The organism is Methylogaea oryzae (assembly GCF_019669985.1).
Classification (GTDB): domain Bacteria; phylum Pseudomonadota; class Gammaproteobacteria; order Methylococcales; family Methylococcaceae; genus Methylogaea; species Methylogaea oryzae.
The window spans coordinates 133,012-147,474 of the sequence record NZ_AP019782.1 but is presented as its reverse complement, the minus strand read 5'-3'; the positions used below and the strand labels follow the sequence as shown (position 1 = coordinate 147,474).

Below are 14,463 nucleotides of genomic sequence, written 5' to 3'. Positions count from 1 at the left end.
AACGGCGCCCACCGCTCGCCCCGCCCTGTCGAAGGCCGGCCGGCCTTTTCTGCTAAAATCCCACCATCCATCCCCACCCCTTCCCCCCATGGCCGAACACATCCTGTTCCTCACCGGCAAGCTGGCGGAGCGTCAATTGCGCCACGTGCTGGAAACCATGCGGCCGGAGTTCGCCTACACGGTGCACCAACTGGGGCTGAAAGTGGCCGCCTTGATGACGGCGGACATGATCCAACGCCGCTTGAAAGACACGTTCGGCGCCGACTGGGTGATGGTGCCGGGCCGCTGCCGCGGCGACCTGGAGGCCTTGAGCGATGCCATGGGTATCCGCTTCGTGCGCGGCCCGGAAGAGCTGAAAGACTTGCCGGCCTATTTCGGCAAGGCGCGACAGAAGCCCGACCTCAGCCACTACGAAGTCGCCATTTTCGCCGAGATCACCGACGCCCCCCATTTGGACATCGACGCCATCCTGCGCCAGGCGCGGGATTATCGGCAAGACGGCGCCGACGTGATCGACCTGGGCTGCTTGCCCAGCACGCCCTTCCCGCACATGGAGCAGGCCATCGCCGCCCTGAAGGCGGAGGGCTTCAAAGTCAGCCTGGACTCCCTGGAAAACGACGACCTGCTGCGCGGCGGCAAAGCCGGGGCGGACTTCCTGCTCAGCCTGCACGAAGACAGCCTGTGGATCGCCGATGAAGTGGCCTCCACCCCCATCCTCATTCCGGCCAAACACGGCGACCTGGACTCCCTCGACCGAGCCATAGCCGCCCTGGACGCCAAGGGCCGCGACTATCTAGTGGACCCGATCCTCGACCCCATCCATTTCGGCTTCACCGACTCCCTGGCGCGCTACCACGAGACGCGCCGCCGCCACCCGCAAGCGAAAATCCTCATGGGCGTGGGCAACCTCACCGAACTGACCCACGCCGACACCGCCGGCATGAACGCCCTGCTGCTGGGCGTGTGCTCCGAGTTGAACGTGTCCGCCATCCTCGCCACCCAGGTCAGCCAGCACGCCCGCAAGGCGGTGGCCGAGGCCGACGCGGCGCGGCGCATCATGCACGCGGCGCACCGACTGGGCACCCTGCCCAAGCACATCGACGACCGCCTGATGGCCCTGCACGAGCCGGCGCCGTTTCCCTACAGCCCGGACGAGATCGCCGAATTGCAGCGGGACATCCACGACCCCAGCTACCGGATACAGATCAGCAACGCCGGCCTACACATCTTCAACCGCGACGGCCTGCACACCGCCGCCAGCCCTTTCGAGCTGTTCCCCAAGCTGGGGGTCGAAAACGACGGCGGCCATGCTTTTTACCTGGGCGTAGAACTGGCGCGGGCGGAAGTGGCCTGGCAGCTGGGCAAGCGCTACGCCCAGGACGAACCCTTGCGCTGGGGTTGCGCCGTCAGGCCGGCCGAAGAACAGGTCGATCCCCATGCCTACAAGCCGGCGGGCAGCACTTTGCAGAAAAAGCACGAAACGGAAGCGGACCAACAACCCCCTCTCCCTACGGGAGAGGGTTAGGGTGAGGGGTGTAAACAAGCATGGCCGCAACAAAGAACACGCTTCTTTAGTCCCCCTCACCCCAGCCCCAACCCTCGCTTCGCTCTCCCGCGGGGAGAGGGAGCAAGAAGAACTAGCCTACTGAAACAAATGATCCTCGAAACCCTGGTCACCACCGTCTCGCCGCAAGGCGTGCCCCACATCGCCCCCATGGGCGTGCATGTGGAGGGCGACGGCCTCATCATCCTGCCGTTCAAGCCCTCCACCACCTTGGATAACCTGCTGGCCACCCGCCAGGCGGTGATCAACCGCTGCGACGACGTGCGCATCTTCGCCGGCTGCCTCACCGGCCGGCGCGATTGGCCGCTGGTTGCGGCGGACCGCGTCCAGGCGCCGCGCCTGGCGGATTGCCTCAGCCATGCGGAGGTGCAGCTGGCGCGGGTGGAAGACGACGAACTGCGCCCCAAGCTGTATTGCCGCACCGTGCACGAAGCCAGCCACAAGCCGTTCCAGGGCTACAACCGCGCCCAGTTCGCCGTGCTGGAAGCGGCCATCCTGGTGAGCCGTCTGCACATGCTGCCCCTGGCGAAAATCGAAGGGGAACTGCACTACCTGAAAACCGCCCTGGAAAAAACGGCCGGTGAAAGGGAACAGGAAGCCTGGCAATGGCTGATGGATGCCGTCAACGAATTCAAGCGCAACCAATCCGCCGAGGAGGAATGCCCGTGACCGGGATGCTGGCCAGCGTCACCAATTTGGAGGAAGCCCGCCTGGCACTGCAAGGCGGCGCCGACATCATCGATTTGAAAAACCCCGTCGCCGGCGCCCTGGGCGCCTTGCAACACGACGCGGTGCGGCGCATCGTGCGGGAGCTGCAGGGCGGGAAGCCCATCAGCGCCACCGTGGGCGACCTGCCCATGGAACCGCAACGGCTGGCGCAAGCCGTACAGGCCATGGGCGATACCGGGGTGGATTACGTGAAGATCGGCTTCTTTGCCGGCGGCGACCGGCAAGGCTGCCTGGACGCGCTGCGCCCCTTGGCCGACGAGCGGCGCCTGATCGCCGTGCTGTTCGCCGACCAGCAACCCGACTTCGCCTGGATCGAAGCCATCGCCGCCGCCGGCTTCGCCGGCGCCATGCTGGACACGGCGAACAAGGGCCATGGCGGCTTGCGCCAAGTCATGGCGCCGACGCGCCTGGCGGAATTCGTCGACACGACCCGAAGCCACCGCTTGCTGTGCGGCCTGGCCGGCTCCTTGCGCGCCGAGGACATCGCCCATTTGCTGCCCTTGCGGCCGGACTACCTGGGTTTCCGCGGCGCGCTATGCGAACAGCGCCGGCGCACGGCGAGCCTGGACTCGGAGGCCCTGGCCCGCGTACGCGGACAAATGGAAAATCCGTCCCCGGCTTTCGCCCAGGGCCGGGCCACCGCCTAGGAACGCAGGTTGTAACCCACTTCTTCGTGCAGGGCGATGTCCAAACCCTGCACTTCCTCGTCCTCGGCGACACGCAGGCCGATGACGCAATCCAGCAGTTTCAGCGCGCCGTAGGACACCGCCCCGCTCCACAGCGCCGTCACCACCACGCCCAGCACCTGCACGCCCAATTGGGAAAGGATGGTGGCGCCGTCCGGCAGGCCCATGCCGCCCCAGGACGGCGCGGCGAACACGGCGGTGAGGATGGTGCCCATGGCGCCGCCGACGCCGTGCACCGGGAACACGTCCAGGGAATCGTCGATTTTCCACACCCGCTTTACCGTCAAGGTGGCGGCGTAGCACACGCCGCCGGCCAGTGCGCCGATGAACACCGCGCCCAGCGGCCCGACGTAACCGGAAGCGGGGGTAATGGTGCCCAGGCCGGCCACCATGCCGGTGACGATGCCCAGCACGCTGGGCTTGCCGTAGCGCACCCATTCGATGGCCATCCACACCATGGCCCCGGCCGCCGCGCCCATGTGAGTCACCAGCATGGTCATGCCGGCTGCGCCGTTGGCCGCCAAGGCGCTGCCGGCGTTGAAGCCGAACCAGCCGACCCACAGCATGCCGGCGCCGGTCACCGTCATGGTCAGGTTATGGGGAGGCATGGCCACCTGGGGAAAGCCCTTGCGGCGGCCCAGCACCAGCGCCGCCACCAGTGAGGCGATGCCGGCGTTGACGTGCACTACCGTGCCGCCGGCGAAATCCAAAAAGCTTTTGTCCGCCAGCCAGCCGCCGCCCCAAGCCCAATGGCACACCGGCGTATAGGAGAACACCAGCCACAATACGCAAAACCACAAGGTGGCGGAGAACTTCATGCGCTCGGCGAAGCCGCCCACAATCAGCGCCGGGCTGATGATGGCGAAGGTAAGCTGATACATGATGAAAACGGTTTCCGGCAGATTGCTGCTGACGCTGTCGCGGCCCAGGCCGGCGAAAAACACCCGCGAAGCGCCGCCGATCCAGCCGTCCCAAGCCCCGCCGTCGGTGAAAGCGACGCTGTACACACCGGCGATCCACAGCAAGCTCACGAGCCCGGTGAGGGCGAAACACTGCATCAACACGGACAAGACGTTCTTGCCGCGCACCAAGCCGCCATAAAACAAGGACAAGCCGGGGATGTTCATGAACAGCACCAAAGCGGTGGAAGTTAGCATCCAGGCGGTATTGCCCGAATCCAACTCCGCCGCGCCGGCCGGCAAAGGCAAGCCCGCCGACAAAATCGCTCCCCAGAAACCGTATTTCCTCAAACCCAACCGCCAGTTATTTGCTTTCGCCATCGCCGACACGCCCCTTAACAGTGCAAAAAACGCCAATCCAAGCAGGACCCAGCGCTATTGCAAGCTTCCTGCCATGCGCCTTTTTGGCGCTTTTCAGCCCTATCCCGGCACATCCGGCGCGCCAGCATTGTGCACAAGCACCGACATGAGGCACGCCGCCGTTTTCCGCCGCTCCCTTCAGTCGTAACTAATGCCGCCACCGGCAAAATCGGCTAGTATTGGCGGCCATCGCCACAATCGGGGGATAGATCCATGGGCATCGGCATTTGGGAACTGGTTTTATTGTTGTTGATCGTGCTGGTGCTGTTCGGCACCAAGAAGCTGGGCACCATCGGCTCCGATTTGGGCAGCGCCATCAAGGGTTTCCGCAAAGCCATCAGCGACGACGACGGCGCCGCAGCGCCGCCGAAAAAAACCGAAACCGAAGCCAAGGACGATTGACCTTGCCCCGCTCGGCATAACCCGCCGTGTTCGACGTCGGCTTTTGGGAAGTGGTTCTGGTGGGACTGGTGGCGCTGTTGGCGTTCGGCCCCAAGGAACTGCCGCGCCTGGTGCGCGACACCGTGCGAGTGATGCGCAGCCTACGCGCCGCCGCCGCCGCGGCCGGCGACGAACTGCGCCGCGAGCTGCGGCTGGACGAACTGGACCACCCGCCGCAAGCCGGCTCCGCCCTGGGGCAGATCAAGGATCTGGTCAACGAAATCCGTCAACCGTTGCCGCCGCCGAACACCGCCGCCAGCCGGCCGACCCCAGACCAAGACGACGAGCACGCCTGAGCCGATGCCCCAGGAAGAGTTGGAACAGCCCTTCATCGCCCATTTGGTGGAGCTGCGCGACCGGCTGCTGAAAGCCGCGCTGATGATTTTGCTGGTTTTCGCCGCCCTCACCTTCGTCGCCAACGACCTTTACAGCTACCTGGCCGGCCCGTTGCTGAGCCACATGCCCGCCGGCAGCCAGATGATCGCCACCGACGTGGCCTCTCCCTTCCTCGCGCCGCTCAAGCTGGCGCTGGTGGCCGCCATCTTCATCACCATGCCGTTCAGCCTGTACCAAGCCTGGGCTTTCGTCGCCCCGGGCCTGTACGGCCACGAAAAACGCCTGCTGGCGCCCCTATTGCTGGCCAGCACCGTGCTGTTTTACACCGGCATGGCCTTCGCCTACTACGTGGTGTTCCCGGTCATTTTCGCCTTCCTCACCGCCACCGCCCCGGTCGGCGTGGCGGTGATGACCGACATCGGCAAATACATGGACTTCGTCCTCACCCTGTTTTTCGCCTTCGGCGCCGCCTTCGAGGTGCCCATCGTGGCCCTGCTGCTGGTATGGAGCGGCTTGGTCACCGCCCAAGGCCTGGCCGAGAAAAGGCCCTACGTCATCGTGGCGGCCTTCGTCATCGGCGCGGTGCTGACCCCGCCGGACGTGGTGTCGCAAACCCTGCTGGCGGTGCCCATGTGGCTGCTGTTCGAGGCCGGCCTGCTGGCGGCGCGCTGGCTGCCGGGACGCGGCAGCGAGGTTAAGGCGCCATGACGCTGTCCCGCTTGTTCAGCCCGCGCACGGCCATTTTCCTGCACGACCTGTTCATGGTGCCCCTAGCCTGGCTGGGCGCCTACTGGCTGCGCTTCAACCTGGACCCCATCCCGGTCGACATCTGGGACGACGCCTTGCTGTACCTGCCGGGAGTCATGCTGCTGCAAGCCGCCATCTTTCGCGTCTTCGGCTTTTACCGGGGACTGTGGCGCTTCGCCTCCATCCTCGACCTGGTGAAAATCGCCAAGGCGGTAAGCAGCGGCACCCTCGCCATCACCGTAGGCCTGATGCTGTACAACCGTTTCGCCGGCGTACCGCGCTCGGTGATTCCGCTCTACGCCATCCTGCTGCTCATGCTGCTGTGCGCGCCGCGCTTCCTGTTCCGCCTGCGGCAAGATCGGCGCATCCTCACCGGCACGGGCCAACGCGCGCTCATCGTCGGCGCCGGCAAGGCGGGGGAAATGCTGGCGCGCGATCTGTTGCGCGAACGGGGCGCGGCCTACGTGCCGGTGGCCCTGGTGGACGACGACCCGGCGAAAGCCGGCTGGGAGGTGCACAACATCCGCGTCTACGGCGACTGCGGACGCATCCCGCGGCTGGTGAGCAAGCTGCAAATCGACGTGCTGCTCATCGCCGTCCCCTCGGCCAATCCCAAACAAATGCGCCGCATCGTGGAAATCTGCGAAGCCACCGAACTGCCGGTGCTAACCCTGCCGTCCGTCACGGACATCCTCTCCGGCCAAGTGACCAAGGAAACGCTGCGCGACGTCTCCATCGAAGACCTGCTCGGCCGCAGCCCCGTCAAGCTGGACTGGAACGCCATGCGCAGCCATATGCAGGGCAAGCGGGTGCTGGTCAGCGGCGGCGGCGGCTCCATCGGCTCGGAGCTGTGCCAGCAACTGGCGCAGTTGCCCATCGCGGAACTGGTGGTATTCGAAAAATGCGAATACAACCTGTACCGCATCGAAATGGAGCTGTCCCGGCTCCACCCCGAACTGGCCATCCACGCCATACTCGGCGACGTGGCCGACGCCGCCGCGGTGGAGCACGCCCTGGTTCGACACAAGCCGGACCTGATCTTCCACGCCGCCGCGTATAAACACGTGCCGTTGCTGGAAACCCAGGTGCGGGAAGCGGCCCACAACAACGTGCTGGGCACCCGCCGCCTGGCCGAAGCCGCCCTGGCCCACGGCGTGGACGAATTCGTGCTGATTTCCACCGACAAGGCGGTGCGCCCCAGCAACATCATGGGCGCCAGCAAACGGGCCGCCGAACTGCTATGCCAAAGCCTCAACGGCCTCGGCGCCACCCGCTTCATCACCGTGCGCTTCGGCAACGTGCTGGGCTCCGCCGGCAGCGTCGTTCCGCTGTTTCGCGAACAAATCCAGGCGGGCGGCCCCATCACCGTCACCCATCCGGACGTCACCCGCTACTTCATGACCATCCCGGAGGCCTGCCAGCTCATCATGCAGGCGGCGGCGGTGGGCCAAGGCGGCGAGGTGTTCGTGCTGGACATGGGCGACCCCATCAAAATCGCCTACTTGGCCGAGCAAATGATCCGTCTCAGCGGCAAGCGCCCCGGCACGGATATCGGAATCCGCTACGTCGGCCTGCGTCCCGGCGAGAAACTCTACGAAGAACTATTCTTGGACGAAGAGCGCCCCATGCCCACGCCCCACGCCAAGCTGCTGCTGGCCCGCTCGGGGCATCATTGGGACTGGCAGGAGCTGAGCGCCATGCTGAACCGCTTGGCCGAGGCCTGCAACCGCTTCGACGACGCCCAGACATTGACCCTACTGAAAACCCTGGTGCCCGAATACCATAACGCCGCCGACCCCATCCCTTCCCACTAAATCCCCTCTGGACCACCATGGAAACCGTCGACACCGCAGACATAGACCGCTACTTGGCCGAAGACCTCGGCAACGGCGACCTCACCGCCGCCATCGTACCCGAAGCGGAATGGGCCGAAGCCAGCGTCATCACCCGCGAAGCCATGGTGCTGTGCGGCAGCGACTGGTTCGACGCCGTGTTCCAGCGGCTCGATTGCCACGACACCATCGCTTGGCGCTACGAGGACGGCGACTACGTGGAGGCGGGCAGCTATTTGTGCGAGCTGGAAGGCCCGGCCCGCAGCCTGCTCACCGGCGAGCGCACCGCCCTCAACCTGCTGCAAACCCTGTCCGCCACCGCCACCCTGGCGCGCCGGTATGCCGAGGCGGTCAAAGGCACCGGCTGCACCGTGCTGGACACCCGCAAGACCCTGCCCGGCCTGCGCCGCGCGCAAAAATACGCCGTCCGCTGCGGCGGCTGCGCCAACCACCGCATGGGCCTGGACGACGGCATCCTCATCAAGGAAAACCACATCGCCGCCGCCGGCTCCATCACCGCCGCCGTCAAGGCCGCCGAGGCCCTCAACGCCGGCGTCACCATCGAAGTGGAAGTGGAACGCCTCGACCAACTGGAAGAAGCCCTCGCGGCCGGAACCGGGCGCATCCTGCTGGACAACTTCAGCCTGGACGCCATGAGGCAAGCCGTCGCCCTCAATGCCGGCCGCGCCAAACTGGAAGTCTCCGGCAACGTGGATCTGGACAACATCCGCGCCATCGCCGAAACCGGCGTGGACTACATCTCGGTGGGCGCGCTCACCAAGCACGTGCGGGCGGTGGATTTGTCGATGCGGATTACGTTGGTGAAGGAATAACTCACCTGTATCGAAATGTCGGGCGGGTTTCATGCCGGGCTGCCGATGCCCGGCATCGTTCGGATAAATGCGAATTTGCTCCCGGCAAATTTGCGGTGCGCTGAGCGAGGACCTCCGCACAACCACGGCGCAGCAGGCGCGCCGTTATTCAGCGCCCATCGCCCAGCCTTACCTTGGACAAAAGCATCGCCTGGGTTTCAAGCACCCGGGCGAAGGCGGCATAAATCCGCGCGGACGTTGCGAATATCGCCTCCGGCGCTTCGTCCAATACCATTTTCAACGCCCAACTCAACGTGCAGAACACCGGCTGCAACACGCCTCCGCTCTCCGCCAGCACTTCGAAACCGGCCTCTTTTTCCTGTATTCGGACCAGCAATTCGGCCAGTTCCTGATGCCTCGACGGGTTCATAAGCATCTCGGCTCCCTGCATAAAGCTTTCCGCAATGGAAGCCAGCTCCCGTTCGCTGCGTTGCGTGAGGTGTATCATCGCCTCGACATCCCCATCGACAGCAGCGAAAGCGCTGCCGACGTTATTGCCGATTTCCGCAATGCCGCGCTCCAAAATCGTATAACCGCCCATGCCCGCGACCAGCGCATACCGCAACAACTCGATATAAAACGCCTCTTGGCTCGCCGCCCCCCTGAAAAGCGGACGGAAGCCGATTCCGCCCACGCCGTCGCATTGTTCGGAAAAGAGGTATGACACATAAAACGCTAAGGGCACGCCTTGCGCCGCGGTTTTTTCCGCCAGCGCCTCGCCGCTAACCGAGCCCTCCATGTACCCGAACAGCGCCATCACCGATTCCGGCGAAATATCCGCACCGCCATAACCGCCGCCGAGCGCCGTCTGCATGATGTAATTGCCGCCGCTATAGGGCGAAGTCTCCCGGAAATACGCCTCCTCGCCGCAACTGATATAAAGCACCGGCGTTCCCACCGCCGCCGCCATGTGGATGGTCCCGGTATCGTGGGAAATCAATATCCGGCACTTTTTCAACAGGCCCGCGGCTTGCGCGACGGTTGTCTTGCCGCACATATTCAAGGGCTTTACCGCGCAAAGGGAATAAACCCTCTCGCACAGCGCCCTATCCGCGCCGCCCCCGACCAGCACGGTCTTATACCCTTCCGCGCTCAGCCGATCGGACAACGCCGCAAAATGCTCCGCCGGCCATGCCTTCGCGTAGCTGCTCGCCCCGGGACTTAAAGCCACCAGGCCTTCTTCTATCTCCACCGCCTCGCAGTTTATGTAGGGCAGCGTTACGCCGCTGCCGACCGCACCGGCGCAGCCCTTATACAGGTCGAGGAGATGAATCCGGTTTTCGTTCCTGAAGCCGTGGACGAAGGCCACCAGGTAAATATTCCACAGATCGAGAAAAAACCGCCGCCCATCCGGCGCCATCACGCCGCCGTGTTTTTCCGGCGCGTCCAGCTGCGTGTTGAGCCATAGGCTGAAGGCGTCGTGGGCAAGGTTATAGACCACGTCATAGCCCGACAGCCGTCTTATCTCCTCCCTCAGCCCGCCGTCCAACAACAGCGCGTCGTCGATGCCTTCGCCGCTGTCGGACATGCGCTCCAAGGCGTTTTTATTCGCCCCGTATAGCGCCACGGGGAAATACAAAACGTTATCGACGAACGGCGCGCCTTCGACGATGCCCTGGAAGCTGTCCATCTGCAAAAAATCGAGGCGAGCGCCGGGGTATTTTTCCCTGGCCAGCTTGAGAAAAGCCGTCGTCAGGATAATGTCGCCTGGGCGTTCGAGCTGTATCACCAGCACGTTGCCGATCTGTTTTTCCATTTTCTCTCCCATTTTCAGCCGTCCCGATCGGCGTGCATCATCCGCAAGGCGCCGCAGGAAGCATCTTGCCCGGATTGAGTATGCCCTTGGGGTCGAACTGGGCTTTGACGGCGCGCATGAGGCGCATGGATTCGGCATCCAGCTCGCGGTCCACGTAATCGCGCTTGGCCAGGCCGACGCCGTGTTCGCCCGACAGGGTGCCGCGCAGGCGCAGCACCAGTCCGAACACTTCGTCCAGGCAGCGCTCGGCGCGCTCCATGTCTTGCGGCTGCGCCAGCAGGTTGACGTGGATGTTGCCGTTGCCGGCGTGGCCGAAGTTGACGATGGGGATGCCGTGCTTGGCGGACAGTTCGTCCAGGCCGGCGATGAGGGCGGGCAGTTCCGTCACCGGCACCACCACGTCCTCGTTGATCTTCAGCGGCGCCACCTGGCGCAGGGCCGGCGACAGGGCTTTGCGCACCTGCCACAGGTGTTCGGCCTCATCCCAAGTAGCGGCGGCGGACAGATCGAGCAGGCCGTCGTTGCCCGCCGCCTGCCCTACCCGCTCGGCGGCTTCCGCCAAACCCGCCTTGAGGCCGTCCACCTCGATCATCAACAATGCGCCGGCGCCTTCCGGCAAGCCCAGCGGCGCGTGGCGCTGGGCCAGTTTCAAGGCGTTGCCGTCGATGAACTCCAAGGTGCAGGGCGCCACCGGCTGCGCCATGATCGCCGCGACGGCACGGGCCGCCGCTGCCACGTCGCGGTAGACGGCGCGCAGGGTGTGCTTGGCTTCCGGCCTGGGGGTGAGCTTGAGGGTGGCTTCGGTGATGATTGCAAGCGTCCCTTCCGAGCCGACGATGAGGCGGGTCAGGTCGTAGCCCACCACGCCCTTGGTGGTGAACACGCCGGTACGGATTTCCTTACCCGCCCCGGTGACAGCGCGCAATCCTAAGGTGTTGTCCCGCGGCGTGCCGTATTTGACCGCGCGGGGCCCCGCCGCATTGCAGGCCAGGTTGCCGCCGATGCTGCAAAAAGCCGAACTGGTGGGATCGGGCGGCCAGAAGAAGCCGGCCCGGCCCACGGCCTGCTGCAGGGCTTCGTTGGTCATCCCCGGCTGCGCCACGGCGTAGCGGTTGTCGGGGGAAAATTCCAACAGGCGGTCCATCCGCTCCAGGGACAGCACCAGCCCGCCTTGGATCGGCGTGGTCGCCCCGGTGGTGCCGGTGCCGCGTCCGCGAGCGACGAGCGGCACTTCGAACTCGTGGCACAGCCCCGCCAATTCCCGCACCTGATCGTGCTCGGCGGCGAAAGCCACCGCCTGCGGCAAGGCGTGGCGCTTGCTGTTGTCGTAGCCGTAGGCCCAGCAGTCGGCGGGGTCGGTGCGGCAGTTGCCGGCGCCGACGATGTGTTTGAGGCGGCGGAGAAACGGCTGCGGCAGCGTCACCGCGGCGACATTCACTCGCCGAACAGCTGCTGATCCACCAAATCGCACAAGCAATGGGTAACGAGCAAATGCACTTCCTGGATGCGGGCGGTGGACTCGCTGGGCACGCGGATTTCGATGTCGGACTCGCGCAACAGGGGCGCCAAGGGGCCGCCGTCCTTGCCGCTCAGGGCCACCACGCTCATGTCGCGGTCGTGGGCGGAAGTCACGGCGCTGAGGATGCTGCGGGAATTGCCGCTGGTGGTGTAGACCACCAGCACGTCGCCGCCATGGCCCAAGGCGCGCACCTGCTTGGCGAACACCTCGTCGTAGGAATAGTCGTTGGCGATGGAGGTGAGGGTCGAGCTGTCGCAGGTCAGGGCGATGGCGGGCAGGCCGGGGCGCTCCCGTTCGAAACGGTTGAGCAGTTCCGACGACAAATGCTGGGCTTCGGCGGCGGAACCGCCGTTGCCGCAACACAGCAGCTTGCCGTCGGTGAGCAGGCAGGCGGCCAGTTTTTGCGCGGCCAGCTCGATGTTGCCGGCCAAGAGATCCAGCGTGTCCTGCTGCGCCACACGGCTGGCGGCGAAGTGCTGGTGAATGCGGTCGTGAAGGTTCATGAGGGGAATGGTCTTAAGCCCGGAAAGCGTCCTGCACCCATTTTATCCGAACTCCGCCGGCCTCGGGCGTCAACGCCACCACGTCGAGGCGGGCCGGCCTGTCCAGGCGGTGGCGGGTGAGGTAATGCTGGGCGCAGAGCAGCAGCTTGGCCTGCTTGCGGGCGTCGACGCTTTCCAGCGCGCCGCCGAAGCGCGGATTGCTGCGGTAGCGCACTTCCACGAACACCAGGGTGCGGCCCTGCTCCATGACAAGGTCCACCTCTCCCTGGCGGCAGCGGTAGTTGCGCACCACCAGGGTCAACCCCTGGCGCTGGAGATAATCCAGGGCGGCGTCTTCGGCTTGCTTGCCAACCCCGATCAATGGACCGCCGGGGCGGTCGCCTGCGGCGCGGCGGGGGCGCGCGGCACCGGCGCGCCGTTGTCGAACTGGGCGCAGGACAGCTGCCGGTGGATGCGGTTGCCCGGCGTCAGGCTCAAGCCGCCGCTGGCGCCGTCAAACGGCGCGCCGCCCTCGCGCAAAGCCGGCAGGCGGCGGCTCAAGCGGTAAGCATCCATGCCCATGGCCCACAGGCGCGGATTGGCGGCGGCATGGGCGCCCCAGGCGTCCCAAGCGGTCTGGCGCTGGGCCGCGTAAGCCTCGGACAGCAGCCAGGGCGCGTCGCAGAACAACACCCCCGCCAAATCCTGATCCTGGGCGCGATTGGCACGGCCGGCGTAAACGGAGGAAGTGGCGTACAGGGGCAAACGGGTGGCGCCGTAATAGCGCAGTTGCGGCACGATCAAGCGGGCGTCGCGGACGTCGCCGACAAAAAAAACGGCGTCCGCGTCGGCGCGGGGCGTCTGCGGGTTTTCCTTGCTGGGCTCGCCCACCTGCAGCAGCTTTTTGATCGGCGCGGCGAAATCTTTTTCCCCCGGCAGGTAAGTCTGCACCGCCATTACCCGGCCGCCCAGCTGCCGCCAGTAATCGTTGAAATGGCCCACCATGCGCTGGCCGAAATCCTTGGCGGGAATCAGCAACAGCGCGTTCTTGCGCCCCTCTTTCCAAGCGTAATCGGCGGCCTGCTCCAGCTCCTCCTCCGGCAGCAGGCCGAACTGGAACAAGCCGTCGCGGGCGCCTTCGATGCGGTTCAAAGCCAACGTCGGCTTGGCTAAATCGTCCATCCCGGCGAGCACCGCCACGTGCTCCTTGCGCAAAGGGCCGATAACCACCTCGGCGCCCTCTTCCACCGCCTTGCGGTAAACGGCCGCGACGTCGCCGGCCTCGCTGTCGTAAAAACGCAGGACCGGTTTGGGCTGGGCGGCGTCCGCCGCATAAGCCGAAGCGATGCCTTGGCGCACCGCTTCGCCGTAGGCGGCGCTAGCGCCGGTGGCGGGCAACAGCACGGCGATGGCGGAAGCCACGCCGACGGTTGGCGAGGAAGGCGGAGGCGCAGCCGGGGACTGCGCCGGCGCAACGGCGGATGCCGGCGCCTGTTGGGTTGCTGCGGCGGCAGGCGGCGTCGCGCCTCGGCTCAGCACCGCCAGCACCAGGTTCGTGTCGGCCGGATGGCCCGGGTAATCGGCGCGCCATTGCACCAGGCTTTGCTGCGCGGCCTCCGGCGTTGGGCGAGCCGCCAGGATGCGACCCAAGGCCAGCCAGCCGCTCAAGGGATCGCCGGCCACGGCGGCGGGACCGCCCAAGCGCTCCGGCGGCAGCAAGGCCAGGGCCTCGAGGATCGCCTCCTGATTGCGCCGCCGCACCGAGGGCTCGGTGTACAAACCGTCGGCGGCCACCCGCTCCTTCACGGCGTTCGGCAAATCGCCCTGCAGGGAATAAGCGGCGGCCCGCATGGTGTGCCATTGCAGCTTCACCCCGGCATCCAACTGCTGGGGGTGCAGCACGTTCAGTTTCGTCAAGGCGGCGTCGGCCATGCCGGCGTCCAAGTCGCCGCGGGCCGCTTCGAACACCGCCCGCGGCGACGCCATCACCTGCACGGTTGCGGGGGCCGCGGCCTGGGGCGGGGCCGGTTGCGGTGACGGCTTAGCTGAAACCGCGCCGCTAGGTGCCGGCGCGGCGCCGGGCGCGGGGAATTTTTGCGAAGTGGGCGCACAGGCGCCGATTGCAAGGAATAACGGCAGCACCGACAATGCACGGAAGAATTTCATAGCGCTAAACCAGG

General features: G+C 65.7%; 15 protein-coding genes. 9 read left to right on the top strand and 6 right to left on the bottom strand.

Annotated elements, in window-relative coordinates; all coding sequences use genetic code 11:
• The first annotated feature begins 88 nt into the window (after positions 1-88).
• The 3 genes from K5607_RS00695 (at position 89) to K5607_RS00685 (ending at position 2,940) form a co-directional block, all read left to right on the top strand.
• On the top strand, positions 89-1,525 hold the full coding sequence (locus K5607_RS00695; protein ID WP_221047908.1) for a DUF6513 domain-containing protein: 1,437 nt from the start codon (positions 89-91) through the stop codon (positions 1,523-1,525).
• A 129-nt stretch (positions 1,526-1,654) separates the two neighbouring features.
• On the top strand, positions 1,655-2,233 hold the full coding sequence (locus K5607_RS00690; RefSeq protein ID WP_054774367.1) for a DUF447 domain-containing protein: 579 nt from the start codon (positions 1,655-1,657) through the stop codon (positions 2,231-2,233).
• A 5-nt stretch (positions 2,234-2,238) separates the two neighbouring features.
• Positions 2,239-2,940: a (5-formylfuran-3-yl)methyl phosphate synthase gene (locus K5607_RS00685; RefSeq protein ID WP_343222981.1), complete on the top strand. Its 702-nt coding sequence runs from the start codon at positions 2,239-2,241 to the stop codon at positions 2,938-2,940.
• On the opposite strand, the gene K5607_RS00680 is transcribed toward K5607_RS00685, so the two are convergent.
• Positions 2,937-4,136: an ammonium transporter gene (locus tag K5607_RS00680; protein WP_425515781.1), complete on the bottom strand. Its 1,200-nt coding sequence runs from the start codon at positions 4,134-4,136 to the stop codon at positions 2,937-2,939. The genes K5607_RS00685 and K5607_RS00680 overlap by 4 nt on opposite strands.
• On the opposite strand from K5607_RS00680, the gene K5607_RS17970 reads away from it, so the two are divergent.
• The 6 genes from K5607_RS17970 (at position 4,099) to nadC (ending at position 8,487) form a co-directional block, all read left to right on the top strand.
• Complete coding sequence (locus K5607_RS17970) at positions 4,099-4,446, top strand: hypothetical protein (protein ID WP_246599044.1); 348 nt, start codon at positions 4,099-4,101, stop codon at positions 4,444-4,446. The genes K5607_RS00680 and K5607_RS17970 overlap by 38 nt on opposite strands.
• A 65-nt stretch (positions 4,447-4,511) precedes the next feature.
• The gene (gene tatA / locus K5607_RS00675) at positions 4,512-4,700 is read left to right on the top strand and encodes a twin-arginine translocase TatA/TatE family subunit (RefSeq protein WP_221047905.1); all 189 of its coding nucleotides are present in this window, start codon (positions 4,512-4,514) and stop codon (positions 4,698-4,700) included.
• Between the two features lie 26 nt (positions 4,701-4,726).
• Complete coding sequence (gene tatB / locus K5607_RS00670) at positions 4,727-5,035, top strand: Sec-independent protein translocase protein TatB (protein ID WP_221047904.1); 309 nt, start codon at positions 4,727-4,729, stop codon at positions 5,033-5,035.
• Positions 5,036-5,039: 4 nt separating this feature from the next.
• Positions 5,040-5,783, top strand: coding sequence for a twin-arginine translocase subunit TatC (gene tatC, locus K5607_RS00665; RefSeq protein WP_054774531.1), 744 nt, complete (start codon positions 5,040-5,042; stop codon positions 5,781-5,783).
• The gene (locus tag K5607_RS00660) at positions 5,780-7,636 is read left to right on the top strand and encodes a nucleoside-diphosphate sugar epimerase/dehydratase (RefSeq protein ID WP_221047903.1); all 1,857 of its coding nucleotides are present in this window, start codon (positions 5,780-5,782) and stop codon (positions 7,634-7,636) included. The genes tatC and K5607_RS00660 overlap by 4 nt, the downstream gene beginning before the upstream one ends.
• A gap of 17 nt (positions 7,637-7,653) precedes the next feature.
• Positions 7,654-8,487 carry a carboxylating nicotinate-nucleotide diphosphorylase gene (nadC, locus tag K5607_RS00655; protein WP_221047902.1) on the top strand — a complete coding sequence of 278 codons (834 nt, stop codon included), beginning with the start codon at positions 7,654-7,656 and terminating at the stop codon, positions 8,485-8,487.
• A 148-nt stretch (positions 8,488-8,635) separates the two neighbouring features.
• Here the strand turns inward: nadC and K5607_RS00650 are convergent, their stop codons facing one another.
• Genes K5607_RS00650 through K5607_RS00630 form a run of 5 tightly spaced genes read right to left on the bottom strand, consistent with a single transcriptional unit; the run spans position 8,636 to position 14,449 of the window.
• Positions 8,636-10,420 (bottom strand): glycosyltransferase family 9 protein, encoded by a 1,785-nt coding sequence (locus tag K5607_RS00650; protein WP_221047901.1) that lies wholly within the window; start codon positions 10,418-10,420, stop codon positions 8,636-8,638.
• Positions 10,320-11,720, bottom strand: coding sequence for an FAD-binding oxidoreductase (locus K5607_RS00645; protein ID WP_246598921.1), 1,401 nt, complete (start codon positions 11,718-11,720; stop codon positions 10,320-10,322). Before K5607_RS00645 ends, K5607_RS00650 begins: the two co-directional genes overlap by 101 nt.
• Positions 11,717-12,304 carry a phosphoheptose isomerase gene (locus tag K5607_RS00640; RefSeq protein ID WP_054774180.1) on the bottom strand — a complete coding sequence of 196 codons (588 nt, stop codon included), beginning with the start codon at positions 12,302-12,304 and terminating at the stop codon, positions 11,717-11,719. Before K5607_RS00640 ends, K5607_RS00645 begins: the two co-directional genes overlap by 4 nt.
• A 13-nt stretch (positions 12,305-12,317) precedes the next feature.
• Positions 12,318-12,665, bottom strand: coding sequence for a YraN family protein (locus K5607_RS00635; protein ID WP_054774181.1), 348 nt, complete (start codon positions 12,663-12,665; stop codon positions 12,318-12,320).
• Positions 12,662-14,449, bottom strand: a complete 1,788-nt coding sequence (locus K5607_RS00630; RefSeq protein WP_221047900.1) for a penicillin-binding protein activator — start codon at positions 14,447-14,449, stop codon at positions 12,662-12,664. The genes K5607_RS00635 and K5607_RS00630 overlap by 4 nt, the downstream gene beginning before the upstream one ends.
• Between the last annotated feature and the right edge of the window lie 14 nt (positions 14,450-14,463).